30 protein-coding genes are annotated in these 25691 nt (G+C 61.9%); 13 read left to right on the forward strand and 17 right to left on the reverse strand.

Going from position 1 to position 25691, the window contains the following annotated elements; all coding sequences use genetic code 11:
* Positions 1–4 precede the first annotated feature (4 nt).
* Positions 5–292 carry a SelT/SelW/SelH family protein gene (locus tag CAG25_RS12395; protein WP_039765482.1) on the forward strand — a complete coding sequence of 96 codons (288 nt, stop codon included), beginning with the start codon at positions 5–7 and terminating at the stop codon, positions 290–292.
* On the opposite strand, the gene CAG25_RS12400 is transcribed toward CAG25_RS12395, so the two are convergent.
* Both CAG25_RS12400 and CAG25_RS12405 read right to left on the reverse strand, forming a co-directional pair.
* Positions 286–1179: a DMT family transporter gene (locus tag CAG25_RS12400; RefSeq protein WP_007958389.1), complete on the reverse strand. Its 894-nt coding sequence runs from the start codon at positions 1177–1179 to the stop codon at positions 286–288. The two genes, CAG25_RS12395 and CAG25_RS12400, sit on opposite strands and share 7 nt — an antisense overlap.
* Positions 1180–1251: 72 nt before the next feature.
* On the reverse strand, positions 1252–2016 hold the full coding sequence (locus CAG25_RS12405; RefSeq protein WP_085611563.1) for an AraC family transcriptional regulator: 765 nt from the start codon (positions 2014–2016) through the stop codon (positions 1252–1254).
* A gap of 132 nt (positions 2017–2148) precedes the next feature.
* Between CAG25_RS12405 and CAG25_RS12410 the strand changes: the two genes are divergently transcribed.
* Positions 2149–2964, forward strand: a complete 816-nt coding sequence (locus CAG25_RS12410; protein WP_007958385.1) for a UDP-2,3-diacylglucosamine diphosphatase — start codon at positions 2149–2151, stop codon at positions 2962–2964.
* A 151-nt stretch (positions 2965–3115) separates the two neighbouring features.
* Here the strand turns inward: CAG25_RS12410 and CAG25_RS12415 are convergent, their stop codons facing one another.
* Positions 3116–3706, reverse strand: a complete 591-nt coding sequence (locus tag CAG25_RS12415) for an HD domain-containing protein (RefSeq protein WP_085611562.1) — start codon at positions 3704–3706, stop codon at positions 3116–3118.
* Between the two features lie 24 nt (positions 3707–3730).
* Positions 3731–4042, reverse strand: a complete 312-nt coding sequence (locus CAG25_RS12420; RefSeq protein ID WP_041475173.1) for a DUF962 domain-containing protein — start codon at positions 4040–4042, stop codon at positions 3731–3733.
* Between the two features lie 167 nt (positions 4043–4209).
* Here CAG25_RS12420 and CAG25_RS12425 point away from each other — a divergent pair, with 167 nt between their 5' ends.
* The gene (locus CAG25_RS12425) at positions 4210–5271 is read left to right on the forward strand and encodes an AraC family transcriptional regulator (protein WP_011332998.1); all 1062 of its coding nucleotides are present in this window, start codon (positions 4210–4212) and stop codon (positions 5269–5271) included.
* Here CAG25_RS12425 and CAG25_RS12430 read toward each other — a convergent pair.
* Positions 5228–6682: a TrkH family potassium uptake protein gene (locus CAG25_RS12430; RefSeq protein ID WP_039765494.1), complete on the reverse strand. Its 1455-nt coding sequence runs from the start codon at positions 6680–6682 to the stop codon at positions 5228–5230. The two genes, CAG25_RS12425 and CAG25_RS12430, sit on opposite strands and share 44 nt — an antisense overlap.
* 121 nt (positions 6683–6803) lie before the next feature.
* Between CAG25_RS12430 and CAG25_RS12435 the strand changes: the two genes are divergently transcribed.
* Entirely contained in the window at positions 6804–7370 is a 567-nt protein-coding gene (locus CAG25_RS12435; protein ID WP_085611561.1) for a nitroreductase family protein, read from the forward strand.
* Between the two features lie 5 nt (positions 7371–7375).
* Here the strand turns inward: CAG25_RS12435 and CAG25_RS12440 are convergent, their stop codons facing one another.
* From CAG25_RS12440 to CAG25_RS12465, 6 genes are all read right to left on the reverse strand, one after another.
* Positions 7376–8716: a HAMP domain-containing sensor histidine kinase gene (locus CAG25_RS12440; protein WP_085611560.1), complete on the reverse strand. Its 1341-nt coding sequence runs from the start codon at positions 8714–8716 to the stop codon at positions 7376–7378.
* Positions 8717–8894: 178 nt separating this feature from the next.
* On the reverse strand, positions 8895–9344 hold the full coding sequence (locus CAG25_RS12445) for a Spy/CpxP family protein refolding chaperone (protein ID WP_085611559.1): 450 nt from the start codon (positions 9342–9344) through the stop codon (positions 8895–8897).
* Between the two features lie 136 nt (positions 9345–9480).
* On the reverse strand, positions 9481–10158 hold the full coding sequence (locus CAG25_RS12450) for a response regulator transcription factor (protein ID WP_007958370.1): 678 nt from the start codon (positions 10156–10158) through the stop codon (positions 9481–9483).
* A 7-nt stretch (positions 10159–10165) separates the two neighbouring features.
* Positions 10166–10576 carry a translation initiation factor 2 gene (locus CAG25_RS12455; protein ID WP_085611558.1) on the reverse strand — a complete coding sequence of 137 codons (411 nt, stop codon included), beginning with the start codon at positions 10574–10576 and terminating at the stop codon, positions 10166–10168.
* A 121-nt stretch (positions 10577–10697) separates the two neighbouring features.
* Positions 10698–10997, reverse strand: a complete 300-nt coding sequence (locus tag CAG25_RS12460) for a YciI family protein (protein WP_039765503.1) — start codon at positions 10995–10997, stop codon at positions 10698–10700.
* A 1-nt stretch (position 10998) separates the two neighbouring features.
* A complete protein-coding gene (locus CAG25_RS12465; RefSeq protein WP_011333003.1) occupies positions 10999–11595 on the reverse strand; it encodes a septation protein A in 597 nt (198 codons plus the stop codon).
* Between the two features lie 87 nt (positions 11596–11682).
* Between CAG25_RS12465 and CAG25_RS12470 the strand changes: the two genes are divergently transcribed.
* The 8 genes from CAG25_RS12470 (at position 11683) to arfB (ending at position 19380) form a co-directional block, all read left to right on the forward strand.
* Positions 11683–12546 (forward strand): PHP domain-containing protein, encoded by an 864-nt coding sequence (locus CAG25_RS12470; RefSeq protein WP_085611557.1) that lies wholly within the window; start codon positions 11683–11685, stop codon positions 12544–12546.
* Between the two features lie 13 nt (positions 12547–12559).
* Positions 12560–13189, forward strand: coding sequence for an L-threonylcarbamoyladenylate synthase (locus CAG25_RS12475; protein ID WP_143492903.1), 630 nt, complete (start codon positions 12560–12562; stop codon positions 13187–13189).
* A 120-nt stretch (positions 13190–13309) separates the two neighbouring features.
* Positions 13310–14008 (forward strand): ScpA family protein, encoded by a 699-nt coding sequence (locus tag CAG25_RS12480; protein ID WP_170844946.1) that lies wholly within the window; start codon positions 13310–13312, stop codon positions 14006–14008.
* Between the two features lie 11 nt (positions 14009–14019).
* Positions 14020–15045, forward strand: coding sequence for an SMC-Scp complex subunit ScpB (gene scpB, locus CAG25_RS12485; RefSeq protein WP_085611555.1), 1026 nt, complete (start codon positions 14020–14022; stop codon positions 15043–15045).
* 2 nt (positions 15046–15047) lie between these two features.
* Positions 15048–15239: a DUF1289 domain-containing protein gene (locus CAG25_RS12490; RefSeq protein ID WP_007958358.1), complete on the forward strand. Its 192-nt coding sequence runs from the start codon at positions 15048–15050 to the stop codon at positions 15237–15239.
* A 154-nt stretch (positions 15240–15393) separates the two neighbouring features.
* Positions 15394–16611, forward strand: coding sequence for a 23S rRNA pseudouridine(2605) synthase RluB (gene rluB, locus CAG25_RS12495; RefSeq protein WP_007958356.1), 1218 nt, complete (start codon positions 15394–15396; stop codon positions 16609–16611).
* Positions 16612–17457: 846 nt separating this feature from the next.
* On the forward strand, positions 17458–18876 hold the full coding sequence (locus CAG25_RS12500; RefSeq protein ID WP_064378594.1) for an amino acid permease: 1419 nt from the start codon (positions 17458–17460) through the stop codon (positions 18874–18876).
* A 90-nt stretch (positions 18877–18966) separates the two neighbouring features.
* Positions 18967–19380 carry an alternative ribosome rescue aminoacyl-tRNA hydrolase ArfB gene (gene arfB, locus CAG25_RS12505; protein WP_011333010.1) on the forward strand — a complete coding sequence of 138 codons (414 nt, stop codon included), beginning with the start codon at positions 18967–18969 and terminating at the stop codon, positions 19378–19380.
* On the opposite strand, the gene CAG25_RS12510 is transcribed toward arfB, so the two are convergent.
* The 6 genes from CAG25_RS12510 to phhA form a co-directional block, all read right to left on the reverse strand.
* Positions 19377–20564, reverse strand: a complete 1188-nt coding sequence (locus tag CAG25_RS12510) for an MFS transporter (RefSeq protein WP_172829517.1) — start codon at positions 20562–20564, stop codon at positions 19377–19379. The genes arfB and CAG25_RS12510 overlap by 4 nt on opposite strands.
* 95 nt (positions 20565–20659) lie before the next feature.
* Positions 20660–20839, reverse strand: coding sequence for a hypothetical protein (locus CAG25_RS12515; RefSeq protein WP_011333012.1), 180 nt, complete (start codon positions 20837–20839; stop codon positions 20660–20662).
* Positions 20840–20912: 73 nt separating this feature from the next.
* Entirely contained in the window at positions 20913–21044 is a 132-nt protein-coding gene (locus CAG25_RS28845) for a hypothetical protein (protein WP_007958347.1), read from the reverse strand.
* Positions 21045–21302: 258 nt separating this feature from the next.
* A complete protein-coding gene (locus CAG25_RS12520; RefSeq protein ID WP_085611554.1) occupies positions 21303–22496 on the reverse strand; it encodes an amino acid aminotransferase in 1194 nt (397 codons plus the stop codon).
* Positions 22496–22852 (reverse strand): 4a-hydroxytetrahydrobiopterin dehydratase, encoded by a 357-nt coding sequence (locus CAG25_RS12525; RefSeq protein WP_003222798.1) that lies wholly within the window; start codon positions 22850–22852, stop codon positions 22496–22498. The genes CAG25_RS12520 and CAG25_RS12525 overlap by 1 nt, the downstream gene beginning before the upstream one ends.
* A gap of 117 nt (positions 22853–22969) precedes the next feature.
* On the reverse strand, positions 22970–23761 hold the full coding sequence (gene phhA / locus CAG25_RS12530; protein WP_011333014.1) for a phenylalanine 4-monooxygenase: 792 nt from the start codon (positions 23759–23761) through the stop codon (positions 22970–22972).
* 280 nt (positions 23762–24041) lie between these two features.
* Between phhA and CAG25_RS12535 the strand changes: the two genes are divergently transcribed.
* Positions 24042–25604: a sigma-54-dependent phenylalanine hydroxylase transcriptional regulator PhhR gene (locus tag CAG25_RS12535; protein ID WP_011333015.1), complete on the forward strand. Its 1563-nt coding sequence runs from the start codon at positions 24042–24044 to the stop codon at positions 25602–25604.
* Positions 25605–25691 lie beyond the last annotated feature (87 nt).

Raw genomic sequence — 25691 nt, forward strand, 5'->3', positions numbered from 1 at the left:
AATCATGACCGTCACAAAACCGGAAATCGTCATCACCTATTGCACGCAATGCCAGTGGCTGTTGCGCGCCGCGTGGCTGGCGCAAGAGCTGCTCAGCACCTTCGGCGACGACCTCGGCAAAGTGTCCCTGGTGCCGGGCACCGGCGGGATATTCCACATCACCTGCAACGACGTGCAGATCTGGGAGCGCAAGGCCGACGGCGGCTTCCCCGAGGCCAAGGTGCTCAAGCAGCGGGTGCGCGACCGGATCGACCCTGACCGCGACCTCGGCCACAACGACCGTACTCAGTGAGAGGCCGCCTCAGCCGCGACGGTTTTCTTGTCGCTGCTGCCTGACATCCGGCTCGACACCACGATGGCAACGATGATCAGCGCGCCGCCGATCAGCATGCGCAGGGTCGGATCTTCATCGAACAGCAGCCAGGCCACGGTAATTCCGTACACCGGCTCCATGGCGAACACCACCGCGGCGGTGCGCGCCTTGATTACCGCGAGGCTGGCGACGAACAGACTGTGGGCGACGCCGGTGCAGAACACCCCGAGCAGACCGATCCACAACCAGTCGATGGCCCGCACTTCGCTCAGTTGCGGCGCCGCCACCGGCAGCAGACACAACGCCACCACCACGTTCTGACACAGCGCTGCCTGCACCGCCGGGATGCGCCCGGAGCTGGCGCGGTTGGTCAGGGACAACAGGGAAAACAGCAGGCCGGACAGAATCGCCCAGAGCAGGCCGGTGGTCGCGCCGCTGGCCAGATCGAACGCCGGCGTCACCAGTACCAGCCCGACACTGACCAGCACCACCAGCACGATTTCATTGATGCGGATGCGTTCGCGAAAGATCAGCCCTTCGAGGATCACCGTGAAGGCCGGGAAACTGGCGAAACCCAGGGTCGCGATGGCAACGCCCGCGACCTTGACCGCAATGAAGAAACTCACCCAGTGCCCGGCCAGCAGCACACCGCTCAGGGCCAGTCGCCGCCAGTCGACGGCCTGCAGTTTCTGCCAGCCGCCCTGTTGGGCGAAGCGGGCGAAGAACGCCAGGGCCAGCACGGCAAACGCGGCGCGCCCGAACACGATGACGGCGGGCGTTGCGGCCGCGAGTTTGCCGAAGACGCCGGTCAGGCCGAACATCAGTGCGCCGATATGCAGGGCGCCGAGGGCGGTACGGGGAGTCATTGCAGTCCTTTTTCCAAACACCATTACAGGCACACATTGAAGCGTGTAACGGCGCAAAAGTCTGTCGGCAGGCTATCGACTTTTGTCGTCAGCCTCGCGTCGCAATTGTGTAGGAGACGTACCGAACTCACGCAGGACGGCGGCCGAGAACGCGCTTTGCGAGTTGTAGCCGACCCGGCTGGCCACTTCACCGACGGGCAGCGTGGTGTTGCGCAACAGCGCCACGGCTTTGTGCAGCCGGCGGCTGCGAATGTAGTCCATCGGTGTCTGCCCGCATTCGGCGACGAACCGCGCATGCAACCGGGCGCTGGACAATCCGGCGATGCGCGCCAGATCCGCGACTTGCAACGGATAGGCCGCGTACTGCTCGATGTGCGCGTCGAGTGCTGCGTAGGGCAGGCGGCGCGCGACGATCTCGCCGGGTGGCACGTGGTTCAGGCTTGCCAGCAACAACACCGCGCCCTGTTGCGCAATCAGCGGATCGTCCACCGGACTGTTCGCCAGCCAGTTGACCAATTGACCTTGCCCGGCATCCAGCGACAACCGCGCGGCGTTGTCCAGCAGGCGACGACTGGCATCGGCGTGATCGCCCAGCGAGCGCGCCAGCCATTGTTCGTCCGGCACATCCAGCACCAGACAACGGCTGCCCTTGGGACTGCCGCACGCGTGATGCGCGCCGGCGGGGATCACCACGAAGCTCTGCTGCAAGACCTGGCTGCCACGCCCTTCGACTTCGAAATCCAGCGCGCCGGACAGGCCGAACACCAGTTGCGCGTGGTCGTGGCTGTGGGCGATCAGGTCGTGGCTGTAATGGCGCAGGGTCAGGATCGGTTGCATGGTGGTCTCCGGGCGAGCCGCCAGTCTACACCGGCGCAGGGGCGACGCGTTTGTCACACGACTGACGCACACCTGTCATGGTCGATTAACCGGGCGCGCGCACAGTGGCGAAAACATCGCAGAGGGTTGCCCATGACCAGCGCCGAGCTCGCCAGACCCAGCCGTAAACAACGGGTTCGCACCCTGTGGATCTCCGACGTGCACCTGGGCACGCGGGATTGCCAGGCCGAGCATCTGTCGCAATTTCTCAAGGGCTATCACGCCGACAAGATCTACCTGGTCGGTGACATCATCGACGGCTGGAAACTGCGCGGCGGCATGTACTGGCCCCAGGCGCACACCAACGTGATCCGCCGTTTGCTGACCATGAGCAAACGCGGCACCGAGGTGATCTACGTCACCGGTAACCACGACGAATTCCTGCGCCGCTATTCGAAACTGATTCTGGGCAACATCCAGTTGGTGGACGAAGCGGTGCACGTCACCGCCGATGGCCGGCATCTGCTGGTGATTCACGGCGACCAGTTCGACGTGATCACCCGTTACCACCGCTGGCTCGCGTTCCTCGGCGATTCGGCCTACGAGTTCACCCTGACCCTCAACCGCTGGCTCAATCACTGGCGGGCGAAATACGGTTACGGCTACTGGTCGCTGTCGGCCTATCTCAAGCACAAGGTGAAGACCGCGGTCAGCTTCATCAGCGACTTCGAAGAAGCCATCGCCCACGAATGCGTGAAGCGCGAGTTGCACGGAGTGGTCTGCGGACACATTCACCACGCCGAGATCCGCAAGGTCGGCGAGGTGGATTACCTCAATTGTGGCGATTGGGTGGAGTCGTGTACGGCGCTGATCGAGCACTGGGACGGCACGATCGAGCTGTATCGCCTGGCCGATGCGCAGGCGCGGGAGGCCGAACTGAAAGCGGCGAAGGTTGCCGAACTGGCTTAGGATCTCTGGTGGTTTCGATGGCCTCTTCGCGGGCAAGCCCGCTCCCACAGACCGCGTCGCTCATAGATTCTGTGTACGGCGCGAAACCTTTGGGAGCGGGCTTGCTCCGGGCGGCGATCCGACGAAGAGGCCGGCACAGCCGACATCACATTCAGACCGGGCTGTGCTCTTCCATTGCCGCCTTGTAGATCGAGTTTTTCGGCTGGGCGAACAGCCTTTCCATCATCGGCTCGAAGAAGCTCAGCGGCAGGGTGTCGTACTCGGGGTCGAATGCCGCTGCGTCGTATTTGGCGCAGAACTCCGCGGTCGCCAGAAACTGCGGGTGGTCGCTGAACTGCTCGCGCAGGTGCCGATCCATGCCCAGGTGATGGAAGAAGTAGTAGCCCTGGAAGATCCCGTGCTTTTCCACCATCCACAGGTTTTCGGCACTGACGAACGGCTTGAGGATGGCGGCGGCAATGTCCGGGTGATTATAGGAGCCGAGGGTGTCACCGATGTCGTGGAGCAGGGCGCAGACCACGTATTCCTCGTCGCGCCCGTCGCGAAAGGCGCGGGTCGCGGTTTGCAGCGAGTGGGTCAGGCGATCCACCGGGAAACCGCCGAAATCGCCTTCGAGCAGTTTCAGGTGGGCCATGATCCGGCCCGGCAGTTGGCGGGCGTAGGCGCTGAAATCCGCCGCAATGATCGCCCAGTCTTCCTGCGTGCCGTCCTTCATGTGGGTGAAACGGGCATTGGCATTCATCGGCAGTCCTCTTGGTCGGAATTTCTAGAACGGCACGCGGCCCAGGATCATGTCGCGGTACATGACGAAGTCGCCGAGCAGGCTGTAGAACGGGTGCTGGAAGGTGGCCGGGCGGTTTTTCTCGAAAAAGAAATGGCCGACCCAGGCAAAGCTGTAGCCGGCCAGCGGCAACGCAAGTAAAAGCAGCCAGGCGCCCTTGGCGATGGTCAGGGCGAGAATGAAGATCACCAGCGTCGTGCCGATGAAATGCAGGCGACGGCAGGTGCTGTTGCTGTGCTCGCTGAGGTAATACGGATAGAACTCGGCGAAGCTGTTGAAAGGCTTGAGGGTTTCCACGACTGCGATCTCTGTGGCTATTGTTCTGATTGCAAGTTGTTCGGCGGGTAGCTTATTTGAGTCTAGAGTGATCATTGGCGTCGGCCAGTGACAATCGGCGCCACTTTACTATCCTTGGGAAATCGGCCGTAGTATGCGGCTTACCATGTCATCCAAGAAAAAACGCCATGAGCGAACGAACGACTTCTGCAAGCTGGGCGATGGGGATTGTCAAAGCACTGGAAATGGACGGCCTGGATTGCCGGGTTCTGTTCAGACAGCTGGGGCTCGACTACGCGGCGCTGGAGGATCCGGACGCACGCTTCCCACAGGATTCCATGACCCGACTCTGGCAACGGGCGGTCGAGCTGTCCGGCAATCCGGCGATCGGCCTGAACATGGGCAAGGTGGTGCGGCCGGCTTCGTTCCATGTCGCGGGCTACGCGCTGATGTCCAGTAATACGCTGGCGGAAGGTTTTCAGCGTCTGGTGCGTTATCAGCGGATCATCGCCGAAAGTGCCGACCTGAGTTTTCGTCTGCTCGACGAGGGTTATGCGCTGATCCTGACGGTGCACGGCGATCATCTGCCACCGACCCGCCAGAGTGCCGAAGCCTCGCTGGCCTGCGCACTCGCGCTGTGCGGCTGGCTGACCGGACGCACGCTGCACCCGCGCAAAGTGCTGGTGCAGGGTGACGAGCCGGATGATCTTGAACCCTACAAACAGGCCTTCCATGCACCGCTGGTGTTCAACGCACCGTATGACGCGCTGATCTTCGAACGGGCCGACATGGAAGCGCCGCTGCCCACGGCCAACGAGGCGATGGCGCTGCTGCATGACCGGTTCGCCGGGGAATATCTGGCGCGTTTTTCCGAAAGCCGCGTGACCCACAAGGCGCGTCAGGTGTTGTGCCGCCTGCTGCCGCAGGGCGAACCCAAGCGCGATACGGTGGCGCAGACCCTTCATCTGTCGCAGCGAACCTTGCAGCGACGCTTGCAGGAGGAGGGCACCAGTTTTCAGCAGTTGCTCGATGACACCCGCCGCGAACTCGCCGAGCAATACCTGGCGCAGCCGAGCATGACCCTGCTGGAGATTGCTTACCTGTTGGGGTTTGCCGATCCGAGCAATTTCTTCCGCGCCTTCCGCCGCTGGTTCGACACCACGCCCGGCGATTACCGGGCGCGCTTGCTCGAGGCGCCGAAGGCAATCAGTGACGCCAGAACGCCGGAATACACAGTACAAACACCGTAATGATCTCCAGTCGGCCGAGCAGCATGCCGAACGACAGAATCCACTTGGCCGCATCCGGCAGGCTGGCGAAGTTGCCGGCCGGGCCGATGGTCTCGCCCAGGCCCGGGCCTACGCCGGACACGGTGCTGGCGGCGCCGGTCAACGCGGTCATCCAGTCCACGCCCAGCAGCGACAGCAGCAGGGCGATCACGCAGATGGTGATGGCGAAGAAGAACGAAAAGGTCAGGATCGAACGAACGATTTCCTCGTCGAGGCGATGACCGTTGTACTTCTGCTTGATCACCGCTCGTGGGTGAATCAATTGGTTAAGGTTGGCCTTGAGCAGGATGTAGGCGACCTGGAAACGGAAGATCTTGATCCCGCCCGCCGTCGAACCGGAACAGCCACCGACGAAGCCCAGATAGAAGAACAGCATCAGCGAGAAGTTGCCCCACAGGCTGTAGTCCCCCAGCGCAAACCCCGTGGTAGTGACCACCGACGTCACGTTCAGCGCCACGTGGCGCAGCGCGTCCAGCCAGTGCAGGTTGGTGGTCCACCAGTACCAGGTGCCGAGCACCAGCCAGGTCGCCAGCAACATGCCGAGCAAACCCTGCACCTGTTGATCCTTGATCAGCGCCCGGCGGTTGCCGCGCAGTGTCGCTACGTACAGGGTGAACGGCAGGCTGCCGAGAATCATCACCACCACGGCCACCCAGTGCACCGCCGGTTGCGTCCACTTGGCCAGGGACTGGTCGGAGGTCGAGAACCCGCCGGTGGAAATCGCTGACATCGCGTGGTTGATCGCATCGAACGGGCTCATTCCGGCCCACCAGAACGCCAGGCTGCCGAGAATCGTGATGCCGACGTAGGCCGCCACGATCAGCCGCGCCACCATGTGCGAGCGAGGCATGACCTTTTCCGAGCGGTCCGAGGATTCGGTCTGGAACAGCCGCATGCCACCGATGCGCAGCAGCGGCAGGATCGCCACCGCCATGCCGATGAAGCCGATACCGCCGATCCAGTGCAGCAGCGAGCGCCACATCAGGATGCCGGGGGACATGTCGTCCAGATGGTTGAGCACGGTCGACCCGGTGGCCGTGATGCCGGACATGCTTTCGAAGAATGAGTCGGTGTAGCTGATGTGCTGGGTCAGCAAAAACGGCAGCGCGGCGAAAATGCACACCACCAGCCAGCTGCTGACGGTCAGCAGGTACATGTCCCGGGGGCGCAGGTGAATGTGTTCCGGGCGGCCGGGAATGACCAGCGCGAGGCCGGCGACAAAGGTGATCATGCTCGCCCAGAGGAACGACGGCAGATCGCCGGTGCGCTCGAAAATCACCAGGGTGGCCATGGGCACGACCATGGCGACGGCCAGGGTGATCAGGAAGATGCCGATGATGAAACCAATGATCCGTAAGGTCGGCAACGCCATGAAGTCCGCTCGGGCTGATGTGGGAAGGGCGCCATTCTACCTGCGGTGCAAGGCATGTAAACCGACGCGTCTGGATCACTTGCAGCTAGAATAGCCGGACATTTTTTTCAGGAGGTGGCCGATGCAGGCTCTCGACGCTTTGCTCAACCGTGTTTCCGTTCCACGACTGATCGATCCGGCCCCCACTGCCGCACAGCGCGAAGTGCTGTTTACCGCCGCGACCCGTGCACCGGACCACGGCCATTTGCAGCCGTATCGCTTCCTGACCGTCGAAGGTGCGGCGCGTGAGCAGATGGGCGAGTTGCTGGCCGAAGCTGCACAGATGCAGGAAGGCGAAGTCACCGAAGCGATGATCGACAAGGCACGCAACGGCCCGCTGCGGGCGCCGCTGGTGGTCGTGGTCATCGCCAAGTTGCAGGATCACGTCAAATACCCAAAGGCCGAGCAATTGCTGGCAGCGGGCTGTGCGGCGCACGGGATTCTGCTGGCGGCTTACGCGCAGGGGATTGGCGCGGTGTGGCGCACCGGTGATCTGGCTTATTCGAAACATGTCGCCAAAGGCCTGGGCCTGACGGATGACGAAGAGGTGATTGCGTTCCTGTACCTAGGCACGCCGCAGAAAGAACCGCGGGTGGCCGAGAAGGTTGATTTGGCGGAGTTTGTCAGCGCGTGGCCGGGTAAAGCCTGACTCCATCAGGGCTGAACAACGGCCCCCGGCTCCAGCGGTAACTCAAGACTGGCCACAAACCCGCCCTGCGGGTGATTGGCGAGCACCAGCGTCCCGCCATGCCGCTCCGCCGCCCGCCGGGCAATTGCCAGCCCCAGGCCGTGACCCGCAGCGGTCTGCCCCGGTGCCCGATAAAACGGTTCGCCCAACTGGCTCAGATGCTCGGCCTGCACCCCGGGCCCATGGTCACGCACGCTGACCACGATCCGCTCGCCCTGACGTGACGCCTGCATTTCAATCGACTGCCCGACCGGGTTGAAGCGCTGGGCATTGCGCAGCAGGTTGTCCACGGCGCGTTCGATCATGGTCGGCCAGCCTGTCAGATTGAGCGCCGGCTCGGCCTCCAGATGCACGGTCTGCTCTGGCGAGCCCAATTGAGCGTCTTTTTGCAGGGTGGCGAGCAGGGCATTCAAATCCACCTCTTCGGCGCTGGCGTTGTCGGCATCGACTCGCGCCAGCACCAGAATTTCACTGATCAGCGCTTCCAGGCGATCACACTCGCGGGTCAGGCGCGGCCAGAGTTTTTCCCGTTCTTCGGGGCTTGCACGTTCGGCCAAAGCCAGGGCGATACGCAGCCTGGCCAGCGGTGAGCGCAATTCGTGAGACACGTCGCGCAACAGTTGGCGCTGACTGCCGATCAGACTTTGCAGGCGTGCGCCCATGCGGTTGAAGTCATTGGCCAGCACGCCGAATTCATCACGACGGTTGGCCAGTTGCGCCAGGCTGTTCTGCTGATAGGTGGTCTGGCCGAGGTCATGCACCGCGCCGCGCAAACGGCTGAGCGGACGGGTGATGGAAAAGGTCACCAGCAGGCTGAACAGGGTCAGCACCACCAGCGCGATGCCCAGCGCACTCAACGGCCAGAGCAGGCTTTCGCGGTGCCAGGCGTCGAGTTCCGGGTGCGGGATGCGGTAGATGAAGAGGTAGGTGTCGCCGCTTTTGTCGCTGGTGAATTCGTCGGTCAGACGGCGCCAGGGCAGGCGTCGGTCATCGTTGTTCTGCCGCGCCTCGAAGGCGGCCGCGCGCCGGGGGAAGGTGCCGCGCACCACCGGATCGCCGCTTTCGTTGAGCACCTGCACGTCGATGTGGTACTGGCGTTTGCGCTGTTCGAGGATGTCCTGGGCGGCGTCTTCGCCCTGGGCTTCGTAGGTCTGCGTCCATTCGGCAGCCAGGGTGTTGAGGCCCGGATGGCGGCTGAGGATCCAGGCGTCCTGGTTGAGCATGTGCCCCAGCAGAATGGAAAGCCCTGCAACCAGAGCGATGGCCAGCCAGAAGCTGGCGAGGATACGCCAGAACAATGAACGCACAGAAAATCCTCAAACAAAAACAAATCTAATGTGGGAGCGGGCTTGCTCGCGAATGCGGGGTGTCAGTCACTGATGATGTCGACTGAAACTCCCTCTTCGCGAGCAAGCCCGCTCCCACATTTGAATTGAGTGGCAACAGATCCGACGGCGTTTAGCCGTCGGGTCCGGGGTTACTGCATTATTGCGCCTTTTGCGGCTGTTGCGCTTTCCAGGCTTTGAACTCGGCCCATTCGGCGCGACGTTCGGCCCGTTTCTTCTGGATCTCGTCGAATTTCTTCTGTTGATCCGGTTTCAGCACGGCGCGAACATCGGATTCGGCTTTCTTGTGGTTGGCCGCCATCTCGTCCTTCATGGCTTTCTGGTCGGCTGGCGAGAGTTTCTCCAGGTATTTTTCGACCGTCTGTTTACGCTCGTGCATCTGCTCGCCCATGATCTTGCGGATCTGCTCGCGCTGTTCGCGGGACAAGTCGAGCTGGCTGTACGGGCCTTTGCCGTGCATGCCGTGCATCTGACCGCCATGGCGCGGGCCGTCCAGCGGGCCACCCATCGGGCCGCCATCCTGTGGCATGGCCATGGCGACGGTCGGCAGGGCAGCGGCGAACATCAGAGCGATAAGAGTCTTGCGCATGGTGAATCTCCTTTGTCTCGTTCCCGGTACGTTCCGGATGAGTACAGATTACGGAGATCAAGGTCAGCGGCGGTCAGCGCTGTGTAAAGCTTGGGTAAACACGTTTTCGCGCCGACCTGACAAAACTGACAGACGATCAGAGGCTGTAGTAGTAGCCACGGCTGCGCAGGGCCACGATGCGCGGGCGGCCGTCGGGGTGCGGGCCGATCTTTTTGCGCAGGTTGCTGACGTGCATGTCCAGGCTGCGGTCGTACAGGGTCAGCTTGCGGCCGAGGGCGATCTGCGCCAGTTCCTGTTTGTCCAGCGGCTCGCCCGGTTGCTTGAGCAGGGCTTCAAGCAGACGGCTTTCGGAGACGGTGAGGGTGAATTCCTTTTCGTCGATGCTGACCACGCCGCGCACCGGGCTGAAGCTCAGGTCGCCCAGTTCGAGCTGGGTCGACACGGCGGCCGGGTGGCTGCGGCGCAGCACGGCGCGGAGGCGGGCGGTCAGTTCGCGTGGATCGCAAGGTTTGGCCAGGTAATCGTCGGCGCCCAGTTCCAGGCCGAGAATCCGGTCCAGCGGCTCGCCCCGGGCCGAAAGCATCAGCACCGGCAGGTCGGCATGATCGCTACGCAGTTGCTTGAGCAGTTCCAGACCGCTGCCGTCGGGCAGCATCACGTCCAGCACCACGGCCGCCGGCGCGGTTTCGGCCAGCGCCTTGCGGGCACTCTGACCATCGTGGCAGGCCCGGACCTGAAAGCCTTCCTGGCTCAGCCAGCTACTCAGGAGTTCACACAACTCCTGGTCATCATCAATCAGTAACAGCTCGCTCATGACTCACTCAATTTAGCCATTGCCGACGTTTTCGGCTTGCTCCACTGGCAAAGATACCGCAGAGCAGCGCCAATAGCGCTACCCCGGCCCCGGTGACGAACCATTGCTGCTGTTCGGTCAACAGGCGCGGCAGCGGGCTGGCCTGGGCTTCCTTGAGTTGCAGCTTCAGACGCTGGTTCTCCTGGCGCAACCGGGCGAGCTGGGCGCTTTCGCGGGTGTTGTCGGCATTTTGCAGTTGTTTGCTCAGTTCTTCCCGTTGCTGCTCGCTGGCCTTCAGGCGCTGCTGCAACTCGGTGATCTGGCTGCCGACGCTCAATGAAAGCGGCGTGGAGCTGTTGCCTTCGGTGCTTTCTTCACCATGGGCGGGCGCCATGATCGACAACGTGACCAACATCAGACACAACGGACCCTTGCGCATCGCGACTCCTGTTTCCAAATGGATATTGGGCAGGTTGTCGGCCGGCAAACGAGAATAATGAGCGATTGAGAACGCGATGAACCGACAAGGTTCATCGCGCTGAGGGCTTTTGCGGGGGAGGTTACGGCAGGACTTGCTTGAACGGCTTCACGACAACATTGGCGTAGACGCCGGCGGCGACGTACGGGTCGGCATCGGCCCAGGCTTGCGCCGCGCTCAGGGAGTCGAATTCGGCGACGATCAGGCTGCCGCTGAAACCTGCTGCGCCCGGATCATTGCTGTCGACCGCCGGGTGCGGGCCGGCCAGCACGATGCGGCCTTCGCCCTTGAGCACTTGCAGGCGTTCAAGGTGTGCCGGGCGCGCAGCGAGGCGGGCTTCCAGGGAGTTGGCGACGTCGGTGGCAATGATGGCGTAGAGCATGTCAGTCCTCGGTTTTTGGCGTTGTGGTATCGGCGTCGTGCAGGTGACGGGACAGGTAGATGCCCTGACCGACCAGGAACAGCACGGTCATGCCCAGGCTGCCGAACACCTTGAAGTCCACCCAGATGCTCTGGAAGGTGAAGGCGACGAACAGGTTGGCGGCCCCGCAGAACAGGAAAAAGGCGATCCAGGCGATGTTAAGGCGGGTCCAGACCGGATCCGGCAGAGTCAACGCGTGACCCATGATGCGCTTGATCAGCAGGCGGTCACCGATGAAATGGCTGCCGATGAAGGCCAGGGCGAACAGCCAGTTGACCACCGGGGCTTTCCATTTCAGGAAGGTTTCGCTGTGAAAGGCCAGGGTCAGGCTGCCGAACACCAGGCAGGCGATCAGGGTCAGCCATTGGCTCTTCTCCAGCTTGCGCTGCTTGATGAACAGCGCGCCGTACACCACCAGGGAGCTGATGATCAGCATGGCGGTGGCACTGTAAATGCCGCCTACCGTCAGTTCATGGCCGGCAACGTCGACGGTGCGTGGATCGAGTTTGTAGACGATGAAGAACAGCAGAAGCGGGATGAAATCGATGAATTGTTTCACAGTGAGAGCCAGAAGCTGGATGTGGCGGCATAATAACAAACATATGGGCGCGCGATAGCGCCAGCTGATTTGAGGTAACACATCCCCGTGAATGTTGATTTGCACTGCCACAGCACGGCCTCCGATGGCGCCCTGGCGCCTGCGGCACTGGTTGCGCGTGCGTTCGAGAACGGCGTGCGAGTCCTGGCCCTGACCGACCACGACACCCTCGAAGGCCTCGCCGAAGCGCGCACGGCCGCCGAGGCGCTGGGCATGCAACTGGTCAACGGCGTCGAATTGTCCTGCACTTGGGGCGGGGCGACCATTCACGTGCTCGGCTATGGTTTTGACGTCAATGCCGCGCCGTTGGTCGAGGCGATTGCGAAGTTGCACGACGGCCGCTGGCTGCGGTCTGAAGAAATAAGCCGCAAGCTCGCCCTCAAGGGCATGCCGAATGCGCTCGACGGCGCGCGGCAGATCCAGCAGGAATTGGGCGACAGCGGCAACGCGCCGGCCCGCCCGCATTTCGCCGACTGGATGGTGCGTGAAGGTTTTGTAAAGGATCGCGCCGAGGCGTTTCGTAAATGGCTCGGCGCCGGCAAGCTGGGGGACGTCAAGCAGCATTGGCCGACCCTGGAAGACACCGTCGGCACGTTGCGCGCCGCCGGCGCCTGGGTCAGCCTGGCGCATCCGTGGCACTACGATTTCACCCGCAGCAAGCGCCGAAAGCTGATTGCCGACTATATTCAAGCGGGCGGGCATGCGATCGAAGTGGTCAACGGTCATCAGCCTGCGGAACAGGTGGGCAGCCTTGCCATCCTTGCCCGTGAGTTCGGTCTGCTGGTCAGCGCCGGCAGTGATTTCCATGGCCCTGGTGGCTGGTCCGAGATCGGCCAGTACCGGCCGGTGCCGGAGGACCTTCCACCCCTGTGGGGTCGGTTCAAACATGACCCAGTTATTGCCGCCGTCTGAACAGGTAGAGAATGTGAGTCAATTTTTCCAGATTCATCCGGAAAACCCGCAAGCGCGCCTGATCAAACAGGCGGTCGAGATCATCCGCAAGGGCGGAGTGGTGGTCTATCCCACGGACTCTTCCTACGCAATCGGCTGCCAGATCGGCGACAAGAACGCCATCGAGCGCGTTCGACGCCTGCGTCAGCTCGACGAAAAGCACAACTTCGCACTGATCTGCAGCGACCTGTCGCAACTGGGCAATTACGCCAAGATCGACACCGGGACCTTTCGAATCCTCAAAGCCCACCTGCCGGGGCCGTACACCTTCATTCTTAACGCCACCCGCGAAGTGCCGCGCCTGTTGCTGTATCCGAAGAAGCGCACCATCGGTCTGCGGGTGCCGAGCCATCCGATCGCGCTGGCGCTGCTGGCCGAACTGGGCGAGCCGTTGATGAGCGTGACCCTGATCATGCCGGGCGATGAAGACCCGTTGAGCGACCCGTACGAAATGCGCCAGTTGCTCGAACATCAGGTGGATCTGATCATCGACGGCGGTTCCGGCGGTATCAAGGCCTCCACCGTGATCGACCTCACGGGCGACGATCCGGAAGTGATCCGCGTCGGTTGCGGCGATCCCGCGCCATTCATGGTCGAGGCCTGAATGTCCGCAGTGGAAACCGTTGATCCCCAGGCCGGTGCCCAGCAGGAACTGCCGTTTGCCATGGTCTACGGCCAGGCCGTCACGGAAATGCCGCTGGACCTGTACATCCCGCCGGATGCGCTGGAAGTCTTCCTCGAAGCCTTCGAAGGCCCGCTCGACCTGTTGCTGTACCTGATCCGCAAACAGAACATCAACATCCTCGACATCCCCGTGGCGGAAATTACCCGCCAGTACATGGGCTATGTCGAGCTGATGCAGTCGGTGCGCCTGGAACTGGCCGCCGAGTACCTGGTGATGGCCGCGATGCTGGCCGAGATCAAGTCGCGGATGCTGCTGCCCCGGGCCGAAACCGTCGAGGACGAAGAGGACGACCCGCGCGCCGAACTGATTCGCCGTCTGCAGGAGTACGAACGGTTCAAGGCTGCCGCTGAAGGCATCGATGGCCTGAGCCGGGTCGGTCGCGACGTGATCGTGCCCAAGCTCGATGCCCCGGAAGCCCGCGCGCGCAAGCTGTTGCCGGACGTGGCGCTGGAAGAAATCCTGATGTCCATGGCCGAAGTGCTGCGCCGCGGCGACATGTTCGAAAGCCATCAGGTCAGCCGCGAGGCGCTATCCACCCGCGAGCGCATGAGTGACGTGCTGGAGCGGCTCAAGGGCGGCGGTTTTGTGCCGTTCGTCGAGCTGTTCACCGCCGAGGAGGGCAAGCTCGGGGTGGTAGTGACCTTCATGGCGATCCTTGAACTGGTCAAGGAATCCCTGATCGAGCTGGTGCAGAATGAGCCGTTCGCCGCGATCCACGTGCGAGCCCGAGCCGAATAACGAGTCCCGATATGAACCTGACTGAACCCCGCGAGCTGGCGTCCCTGCTTGAAGCCTTTCTGTTGGCCTCGGGAAAGCCGCAATCCCTCGAGCGCCTGTATGAACTGTTCGAAGAGGGCGAGCGCCCGGAACCGCCGGTCTTCAAGAAAGCCCTGACTCTGCTTGGCAAGTCCTGCGAGGGCCGGGCGTTCGAGCTCAAGGAAGTCGCCTCCGGCTATCGCCTGCAAATCCGTGAAAAGTTCGCACCGTGGGTCGGTCGCTTGTGGGAGGAGCGTCCGCAGCGCTATTCCCGCGCACTGCTGGAAACCATGGCGCTGATCGCCTACCGCCAGCCGATCACTCGGGGCGAAATCGAGGACGTGCGGGGCGTGGCGGTCAACACCAACATCGTCAAGACGCTGATCGAGCGCGAGTGGATTCGCATCGTCGGTTACCGCGACGTGCCGGGCAAACCGGCGATGTTCGCCACCACCAAGGCGTTTCTCGACCACTTCAACCTGAAGAACCTCGACGATCTGCCGCCGCTGGCCGAGCTGCGCGAGATCGAGGCGGAACCGGTGCTCGACTTCGACGACGCTCCGGTGCCACCGGGCTTGCAGGAACTGGCCGACGCCAGCGCCGAGCCGGAAGAACCGAAGGATGAAACCAGTTTCCACACCCTGCTGCTGGAACTGGACAGCATGGAGGAGGGGATCAAGACCGACTTCGACGACTTGCTGCGTGACGGGGTGGGCGGCGAATCGCTGCCGACCGAGTTTGAATCCGATCCGGTCGAGCCGCCGCACGAGGGTGAGCCAGAACCTGAGTTCGAGCCTGAATTTGAGACTGAGAGTGAGTCTGAATTTGAGCCGGAGCCCGAGCAGGAAGACGATGTACTCGGCGTGGCCGAAGCCCGGGAAAAACTGCTGGCTGCCGTCGCCCGGCTGGAACAGCCCGCGCCGGAACCCGCCGCTGAGGAAGAACTGAGCGAAGAAGAGGCCGAGGCCCGCGCCCTGGCCGAAGCCATTGAAGCCGAACGCCGCGAGTTCGAGGATTGAGCATGAGCTCGACCAAGGACCCGTGCATCAGCGTCTGCAAGTTCAGCGACGACATCTGCCTCGGCTGCGGCCGCAGCAAGCGCGAGATCCGGGCCTGGAAGAAACTCGACAAGGACGACAAGCGCACTGTATTGGCCGAAGCCGCGCTGCGTCTGATCAAGCTCGGGGCCACCGGTCGGCGGAAAAAGAAATAACCTTGGCCTGATCGACTAGTCTCTGATGCGCGCGCGGCCACATCCGCGTATGATTCGCGACCCTTCGGCGATCCCTTCGCCCGAAAACCCAGATTTCAACGTTTCAGCGGCTCAATTCAGCGCCGCTGAACAGACCACACCGGGAGGTGCCCAGATGAGTGACATCAATCAGAAAGACGACCAGGAAATCGGCCCAGCAGGCGAAAAGCTGCAGAAAGTTCTCGCCCGTATCGGCGTCGGCTCGCGCCGTGACGTCGAATCCTGGATCGCTGCCGGCCGGATCAAGGTCAATGGCAAAGACGCCACCTTGGGCCTGCGCGTCGACATGCACGACGCCATCACCATTGACGGCAAGGTCATCAAGCGCGAAGAAGCCGCCGAGTCGGTTCGCCGCGTGATCATGTACAACAAGCCCGATGGCGAGATCTGCACCCGTGACGACCCGGAAGGCCGTCCGACCGTGTTCGACAAGCTGCCGCGTCCGAAAGAAGGCCGCTGGATCAACATCGGTCGTCTCGACATCAACACCACCGGTCTGCTGATGTTCACCACCGACGGTGAACTGGCCAACCGCCTGATGCACCCGTCCTACGAGATGGACCGTGAATACGCGGTGCGTGTGCGCGGCGAAGTCGATGACGAGATGATCGAACGCCTGAAGGCCGGCGTGGTGCTGGAAGACGGCCCGGCGCGGTTCACCGACATCCAACAGGCACCGGGCGGCGAAGGCTTCAACCACTGGTATCACTGCGTGGTGATGGAAGGCCGCAACCGTGAAGTGCGTCGCCTGTGGGAATCCCAGGGCCTGGTGGTCAGCCGCCTGAAGCGCGTGCGTTTCGGTCCGGTGTTCCTCAACTCCGACCTGCCGATGGGCCGCTGGCGCGAAATGAGCCAGTACGAAGTCGACGTGCTGAGCGCCGAAGTCGGCCTGACCCCGGTGGCGATGCCGCAACTGAATGCCAAGAGCAAAGACAAGCTCGACCGCATGCAGCGCAAGTCGTCGCGTCCGATGGCCCGTACCGAGCGCGTGCGTACCCTGCGTCCGGCCAACGGTGCGCCGATTGGCGCCGGTCCGCGTCCGGTTCGCGAGCCGCAGATCGAAGGCGAGCGTCCAGGTCGCAAACCGGCAGCGCGTCCGGATGGCGAACGCGGTCCACGCACGCCGCGTCCGGCCAATGGCCGTACCGAGCGTGGCGAAGGTCGCGGTACGCCGGTGGCGGATCGTCCAGTCGACACCAAGCGTCCGTCCAAGCCATCGCCGAAGCGTCCAGGCATCAAGCTGGCTGATGATGACAAGCCGTCGGGCAAGCGCCGTGGCGCACCGGCCGGTTCCGGCCAGCGTCCGGGTTTCGGTCGCAAGAAGCCGGAATAACGCGGTTGTAAGCTTCGAGCGGCAAGCTTCAAGCTGAAAACAGAAACGCCAACCTCAGGGTTGGCGTTTTTTTTTGGACTTTTTATTTCTTTTTTTGGCGTGTTTTTCTTGGTTTAAAACAAAAAACTTAACGCCTTTCAAATAGTTAGCCAGCTAACGTCAATGACCGGACGCCGCTTCGATGGGTCTGGAGTGGAAACTTTACGTTACGCACTGTCAGTGAATGTTTACGAAAAAGCCGCCGCAGTCCCGTGAACCGGCTGCCTTTGTCAGGCTGTAAGGAAAATCTGCCGCAGCCACGCCCGCCGGGCCTTGCGCAGCGCTCTGGCGTGCTTGTTTCAGCGTCGTTTGGAGGGTGAGATGCGCGGCATGCCTGTCGTGCAGGTGCATAACAAGAAGGAGGCGCAATGAACGCCGTAATCCATTTTCACTTCTCCACGTGGGGCCGATTTTCCATCGTCCACGCCGATGGCCTGCAAAGGCCTGACTCAATTTTTGCAGCCGCCCGGGCTTCCCGGGGTGGACACATGCAATCCCGGCAACCGACACGCTGATCCGGCGAGGTCTGGCAGCAGGGGGTTAGCGGTGTACAATGCGCCGCGTTTTAACTGTGACCCTCTGCGTAATCGCGCAAACCTCAAGGTTTATCCGCCTTGTTCACTCCGCCGCGTCACAAGCGTGTCGGGTTCGATTTCGTCACAGATAAAAACAAACAGGTGACGCATGACCGTTGTAAAAAAGCTGAATTCCTGGTGCCTGCGCTGGGGTTTGATCAAGGTTGGCTGAAATCGCAACCTTGCAGCAACGTCTACTGAACATCATCAAACCTTGCGTGAGACCTTTTTCATGAGTGGACAAAACTCGCAATCAGGCGAGCTGAAACGCGGCCTGAAAAATCGCCATATTCAACTGATCGCCCTCGGTGGCGCGATCGGTACCGGACTGTTCCTCGGCTCGGCCGGGGTGCTGAAATCCGCCGGCCCGTCGATGATCCTCGGCTATGCCATCTGCGGCTTCATCGCCTTCATGATCATGCGCCAGCTCGGCGAAATGATCGTCGAAGAGCCGGTGGCCGGCTCCTTCAGCCACTTTGCGCACAAATACTGGGGCGGTTTCGCCGGTTTCCTGTCGGGCTGGAACTGCTGGATCCTGTACATCCTGGTGGGCATGTCGGAGCTGACCGCGGTCGGCAAATACATCCACTACTGGGCGCCGGAGATCCCGAGCTGGGTCACTGCCGCTGCGTTCTTCGTGCTGATCAACGCGATCAACCTGGCCAACGTCAAAGTCTTCGGTGAAGCCGAATTCTGGTTCGCGATCATCAAGGTCGTGGCAATCGTCGGCATGATCGCCCTGGGCAGTTACCTGCTGGTCAGCGGCCATGGCGGCCCGCAAGCCTCGGTCAGCAACCTGTGGTCCCATGGTGGCTTCTTCCCGAACGGCGTCAGCGGTCTGGTGATGGCCATGGCGATCATCATGTTTTCCTTCGGCGGTCTGGAAATGCTCGGTTTCACCGCAGCCGAAGCCGACAAGCCGAAAACCGTGATCCCGAAAGCGATCAACCAGGTGATCTACCGGATCCTGATTTTCTACATCGGCGCACTGGTGATCCTGCTGTCGCTGACCCCATGGGACAGCCTGCTTGAAACCCTCAACGCTTCGGGCGATTCCTACAGCGGCAGCCCGTTCGTGCAGGTGTTCTCGATGCTTGGCAGCAACACCGCCGCGCACATCCTCAACTTCGTGGTTCTGACCGCGGCATTGTCGGTGTACAACAGCGGCACCTATTGCAACAGCCGCATGCTGCTGGGCATGGCCGAGCAGGGCGACGCGCCGAAAGCGCTGGCGAAGATCGACAAGCGCGGCGTGCCGGTGCGTTCGATCCTGGCGTCGGCGGCGGTGACTCTGGTGGCGGTGCTGCTCAACTACCTGATCCCGCAACACGCGCTGGAACTGCTGATGTCGCTGGTGGTTGCAACGCTGGTGATCAACTGGGCGATGATCAGCTTCTCGCACTTCAAGTTCCGCCAGCACATGAACAAGACCCACCAGAAGCCGTTGTTCAAGGCGCTGTGGTACCCGTACGGCAACTACATCTGCCTGGCGTTTGTCCTGTTCATCCTCGGCGTGATGCTGCTGATCCCGGGCATTCAGATATCGGTGTACGCGATTCCGGTGTGGGTGGTGTTCATGTGGGTCTGCTACGTGATCAAGAACAAGCGTGGTGCGCAACAGGCACTGCACGCAGCGAGCGCAGCCAAGTAAGCGTCGTTGCAAAAACAACAAACCCGGCCAAGTGCCGGGTTTTTTGTGCTTTCGCGGTATCCTGCGGGTTCTGATCAGGGACGTTTTTCCATGCTGGTGATTTCAAACAACGTGCATCTGCCGGATGCCGAGATCGAACTGACGTACATCCGCGCCCAGGGCGCCGGTGGGCAGAACGTCAACAAGGTCTCCAGCGCCGTGCACCTGCGCTTCGACATTCCGGCCTCATCCTTGCCCGAGTTCTACAAGGAGCGGCTGCTGGCGCTGCGCGACAGTCGCATCACCGGCGACGGCGTGCTGATCATCAAGGCCCAGCAGTACCGCACGCAGGAACAGAACCGCGCCGATGCGCTGGAGCGTCTGACCGAGTTGATCCTCAGTGCCACCAAGGTTGAGAAGAAGCGGCGGCCGACCAAGCCGACGCTGGGTTCCAAGAAGCGTCGGCTCGAATCGAAGACCAAGCGCGGCAGCATCAAGGCCGGGCGCGGCAAGGTGGATTTCTAGTCTTCGCGGTACTTCGCCGTGTGGCGGTAGAGATAGACGCTCAGTGCCAGGCCGCTCAGCGCGGCGAGGGCGGCGAACAGGAAGATCGAGGCAAATCCGAAGCCCGCTGCAATCGCCCCTGCCAGCGGCCCGGTGATGCCCAGCGACAAGTCGATGAACAACGAATAAGCCCCGACCGCCGCGCCACGGCTGGAGGCCGGCACCAGGTTCACGGCTTCCACGCCCAGCGCCGGGAACACCAGCGAGAAACCGAAGCCGCTCAATGCCGCGCCGGCCAGTGCCCAGTGCGCGTCCGGCGCCAGCCACAACAACAGCAGGCCCAAGGTTTCCACTGACAGGCAGGCAATCGCCACTCGAAAGCCGCCGAGGCGGTTGATCAGGTTGCCGAACAGCAGGCGTGCGCCGATGAAGCTGGCGCCGAACAGGCTGAGGCACAGCACCGCGTTATCCCAATGCTGCGTGGCGTAATACAGGGTGATGAAGGTGGCGATGGTGCCGAAACCGATCGAGCCCAAGGCCAGTCCACAGCCGTGCGGGAAGACGCGACCGAGAACGTGCATGAACGGCAGGCGCTCGCCGGCCACGATCGGCGCGGCGGTTTTCGGCCAGGCCAGCAGCAGCCCCAGCGTGGCGAGCAACAGAATGCTCACACCCATGCTCCACAGACCGAAACGGCTGACCAGCCACACCCCCAGCGGCGCACCGACCGCCAGCGCGCCGTAACTGGCGATGCCGTTCCACGAGATGACCTTGGCGGTGTTGGCGGCACCGACGCGGCCGATGCCCCAGCCGATCGATCCCGAGCCGACAAGACTTTCCGCGCTGCCCAGCACCAGGCGGCCGACGAACAGGCTGATCAGGCTCAGCAGCGGCAGGTTGGGCGTCCACGCCGAAATCAGCATGAACACGCCGCTCAAACCACAACCGGCCAGACCGATCATCACCGCACGTTTGCTGCCCTGGTTGTCGATGATCTTCCCGGCATACGGGCGGCTGAGCAGGGTGGCGAGGTATTGCACGCTGATCACCAGCCCGGCGATGACCGCGCCGAAGCCTAGGTCGCTGTGCACATAACCGGGCAGCACCGCCAACGGAATGCCGATGTTCAGGTAGCCGATGAAGGTGAACAGGACGATGGAAACGACTTGCAGCGTGACCGCCAGGGGGCGCTGGGGTTCTGGCATAGAGGACGACATGAATTACGATCCACGGGAAGAGCAGAATAGATAGGCTGCTCATGATACCGATGCGGACGCGTCCGGGGCGGGGAAAAGTAAAACTATTTGGCCGGGGCGACCAATTGCGTGGTGACCAGGGCGGCCAGCGCGTTTTCTTCGCTGCCGAAACGGGCGAGCAGGGCGGCCTGTTTCTCGGGCGAGAGACGGCTCCAGATCTCGATCATCTTCTCGGTGGCACCGATCAGGGTCTCGGCCTGTTGTTCATCGAATTCTTTGGACATGGCAACTCAGGTTTCAGGCAGTGTGGAAAGCGCATGTTAGCGCTTTCCACACGGTCTGTACGGCGGGTGTTGCTTACTCTTCGCTGTCGGCCGGACGGCTCTCGGCGGCTTCTTTCGGCTCGGGCTGTTGGGCACCGGCTTGTTGCGTGGTCGTCTGCTCAGTTTCGTGCAGGCTTGGGAAGGGGAGATTCGGAATCTCGTGCATGGTTGCGCTCCTCGCTAAGTCTGTTGATAGATCTGGTAGATCCGCGCTTTCAGAAAGCTTGCGCAGGATACAGCAAGAAAAATGACAATCAGACTTTTAAATCCATTTGATTCGACGGGCGGGATTGTCTAGACAATTGCGACAGGGTGACGCAGGGCAGATGTGGGAGCGAGCCTGCTCGCGATGAGTGCTTGTCAGTCGACATTTGTGCTGACTGATGCACCGCTATCGCGAGCAGGCTCGCTCCCACAGTTGGGACTATTTGCAGACGTTGGCGATCGCTTCGGCCAGCAGGTCGAGACGCGTCGCATCAATCCCGGCAACGTTGGCCCGGCCCGAGCTGACCATGTACACGCTGTGATGCTCACGCAGGTTCTTCACCTGTTCCGGCGACAGCCCGGTGTAGGAGAACATCCCGCGTTGCACGCCGATGTGCGCAAAACGCTCGCGCAGGCCGTGCGGTTCCAGCGCTTCCACCAGTCCGCTGCGCAACTGGGCGATGCGCAGACGCATGGCTTCCACTTCGTCGGCCCAGCGGCGTTTCAGCTCCGGGTCGGCGAGGATCGTGGCGACCACAGCGGCACCGTGATCTGGTGGCGTCGACCACAGGTTGCGAGCGATGTGCGCCAGCTGGCTGCGGATGTCGATCAGCTTGTCAGCAGTTTTCGCGCTGACGATCAGCGCACCGGTGCGGTCGCGGTACAGGCCGAAGTTCTTCGAGCAGGAACTGGTGATCAGCAGCTCGGGCAACTCGGCGGCGAACAGCCGGGTCGACCATGCATCCTGCTCCAGACCGTCGCCAAAGCCCTGGTAGGCAAAGTCGATCAGCGGCAGCAGGTCACGGCGGCGTACCACCTCCAGCACTCGCTGCCAGTCGTCGTGGCTCAGGTCGAAACCGGTCGGGTTGTGGCAGCACGCGTGCAGCAGCACCACATCGCCTTTCGGCACTTCGTTGAGCACGGCGAGCATCGCATCGACGTCGAGGCGGTTGTCGCTGCCGACGTACGGGTAATGGCTGATCTTGACCCCGGCGGCCGCGAAAATCGTTTCGTGGATCGGCCAGGTCGGGTTGCTCAGCCATATGCCTTTGCCCGGCAGGCATTGGGCGATAAAGTCCGCCGCCAGACGCAGGGCACCCGTGCCGCCCGGCGTCTGGGTGGCGCCGGCGCGTTGCTCGGCGATCAGCTTCGAATCGACGCCAAGCACCAGCTCATTGATCACCTTGCCGAACAGCGGATTGCCGTGGCCACCGATGTAGGTCTTGGTGTCCTGGCTCTCGACCAGACGCGCCTCGGCGATTTTCACCGCCTCGGGGATCGGCGTCAGGCCCTGGGCATCCTTGTAGACGCCCACGCCAAGGTCGAACTTGCGCGGGTTGGAATCCTGCGCGTAGGCCTCCATCAGACCGAGGATCGGGTCGCCGGGCACTCGGCCGATGGCGTCGAAGTGCATTACTTGCGTCCTTCTGCGGTCTTGGCCACTTCGTCAGTGCGCGCGGCCATGATGAAGTCGTTGCGATGCAGGCCTTTGATGGAGTGGCTCCACCAGGTCACGGTGACTTTGCCCCACTCGGTCAGCAGGCCCGGGTGGTGACCCTCGGCCTCGGAGATCTCGCCGACGGCGTTGGTGAACGCCAGCGCGTGTTTGAAGTTCTTGAACAGGAAGACTTTTTCCAGCTGCATGATGCTGTCGCGCACTTCGATGTTCCAGTCAGGGATCTGCTTGATCAGGATCGGCAGTTCTTCATCGCTGACTTGTGGGGCATCGGCACGGCAGGCTTCGCAATGGGCTTGGTTCAAAGTGGACATGGTTTGATTCCTGAGATCGGATGTCTTTTTTATAAGAGCTGTTACGGTCGTCAATGTCGCCACGCTAAACCAAAGTGGCGACGACGGACAGACTCACTTGTAAGCAAAAGTCGCGGGTCACGCGGCTTTCGGTTTTGGCGGAAACTTCGGTGCGTGCAGACCCAGCTGCATGCCTTGCTTGACCATGGCCATGATGTCTTCGTGGGCCAGGTCGAACAGGCGCTTGAGGTTCGGCAGGACAAAATACAGCGGTTGCAGGATGTCGATGCGATACGGCGTGCGCATGGCTTCCAGCGGATCGAAGGCCTGATGCTCGGGTTCGTCCGACAGCGAATAAACGGTTTCTTTCGGCGAAGACAGGATGCCGCCGCCGTAGATGCGTTTGCCTTGCGGGGTGTCGACCAGGCCGAACTCGATGGTCATCCAGTACAGACGCGCCAGATAAACGCGTTCTTCCTTGGTCGCCTGCAGGCCGAGTTTGCCGTAGGTGTGGGTGAATTCGGCGAACCACGGGTTGGTCAGCAGCGGGCAGTGGCCAAAGATCTCGTGGAAAATGTCCGGCTCCTGCAGGTAGTCCAGTTCTTCACGGGTACGAATGAACGTGGCCACCGGAAACTGCTTGCTGGCGAGCAATTCGAAAAAGGTCTGGAAAGGGATCAGCGCCGGGACGCGGGCAACCTGCCAACCGGTGGTCTCGCCGAGCACCTTGTTGATCTCGCCCAGTTGCGGAATGCGGTCGTGGGGCAGACCGAGTTTTTCGATACCGTCCAGGTATTCCTGGCACGCACGACCCTCGATCACTTTCAACTGGCGGGTGATCAGCGTGTTCCACACCGCGTGTTCTTCGGCGGGGTAGTCGATAAAACCTTGCGCATCGGGCTCGCGGGCCACGTATTGCGTCTGCTTCATACTGCTCTCCTGCGAGGGGAATTTCGTTCTTGTTATGTCCTGCGATGGACTGAGAAATACCCCGGAATGTTCGTTGTTGCAGCAGGTTGAAGACTGGTCGAGTAGGAAAACTCCCTTAAATTCGTAAAATTTTCGTTACGCTTCGTGCGATAAGTCGTGTTTGCGGTGACTGTCGGGTTTGAAAAGGCCAATGGCTGTCACATAATCTTGACGACTATCTTGCGCACTGCGCAGAAAATTCCGGCGTCAGACCGGCTCTTCACCTGTTTCGGGCCTTTATATGCGTATCAAAGTCCATTGTCAGAACCGCATCGGCATCCTGCGCGACATTCTCAATCTGTTGGTGGAGTACGGGATCAACGTCGCCCGTGGCGAGGTGGGCGGTGAGCATGGCAACGCGATCTACCTGCATTGCCCGAACCTGATCAACATTCAGTTCCAGGCGCTGCGACCCAAGTTCGAGGCGATTGCCGGGGTGTTCGGCGTCAAGCGGGTAGGGTTGATGCCCAGCGAGCGGCGGCACATGGAGTTGAATGCGCTGCTCGGCGCGCTGGAGTTTCCGGTGCTGTCGATCGACATGGGCGGCTCCATCGTTGCCGCCAACCGTGCGGCAGCGCAGTTGCTCGGGGTACGGGTGGACGAGGTGCCGGGGATTCCGTTGTCGCGTTACGCCGAGGATTTCGATCTGCCGGAACTGGTGCGCGCCAACAAATCGCGAATCAACGGCATGCGGGTCAAGGTCAAGGGCGACATCTTTCTGGCCGACATCGCGCCGCTGCAATCGGAACACGACGACAGCGAGGCCATGGCTGGTGCTGTGCTGACGCTGCACCGCGCGGACCGGGTCGGCGAGCGCATCTATAACGTGCGCAAACAAGAGTTGCGTGGCTTCGACAGCATCTTCCAGAGCTCCAAGGTGATGGCGGCGGTGGTGCGCGAAGCGCGACGCATGGCACCGCTGGATGCGCCGTTGTTGATTGAGGGCGAAACCGGCACCGGCAAGGAATTGCTGGCACGGGCCTGCCATTTGGCGAGCCCGCGCGGTCAGTCACCGTTGATGGCGCTCAACTGCGCGGGGTTGCCGGAGTCGATGGCCGAGACCGAACTGTTCGGCTACGGCCCCGGTGCCTTTGAAGGCGCTCGGGCCGAAGGCAAGCTCGGGCTGCTGGAGCTGACGGCGGGCGGCACGCTGTTCCTCGATGGTGTCGGCGAAATGAGCCCGCGCTTGCAGGTGAAACTGCTGCGATTCCTGCAGGACGGCTGCTTTCGGCGGGTGGGCAGTGATGAAGAGGTTTACCTCGATGTGCGGGTGATCTGCGCAACCCAGGTCGACCTGTCGGAGCTGTGCGCGCGCGGCGAATTTCGCCAGGATCTGTATCACCGCTTGAACGTGCTTTCGCTGCACATCCCGCCACTGCGCGAATGCCTCGACGGTTTGACGCCGCTGGTGGAGCACTTTCTTGATCAGGCCAGTCGGCAGATCGGCTGCCCGCTGCCGAAACTGGCGCCGGCGGCGATGGATCGGCTCAGTCACTACCACTGGCCGGGCAACGTGCGGCAACTGGAGAACGTGCTGTTCCAGGCGGTTTCGCTGTGCGACGGCGGCACGGTCAAGGCCGAGCACATTCGCCTGCCGGATTACGGTGTGCGTCAGCCGCTTGGCGATTTTTCCCTCGAAGGCGGGCTGGACGAGATTGTCGGGCGCTTCGAAAAAGCGGTGCTGGAACGCTTGTATTCCGAACATCCAAGCAGTCGGCAACTGGGCAAGCGGCTTGGGGTTTCCCATACGACCATCGCCAACAAGTTGCGTGAGTACGAAGTCGGCAAGGACGCGTCGGAGTGATCACGGCCGGATCGGGTGTTTGCCGCCAAGCGGCATGACACCGCCGGTTTTTCGTCTTCGATACATTTCCCTTCTCCCCGCAAAATC

Source organism: Pseudomonas sp. B16(2017) (assembly GCF_002113205.1).
GTDB classification, from domain to species: domain Bacteria; phylum Pseudomonadota; class Gammaproteobacteria; order Pseudomonadales; family Pseudomonadaceae; genus Aquipseudomonas; species Aquipseudomonas pharyngis.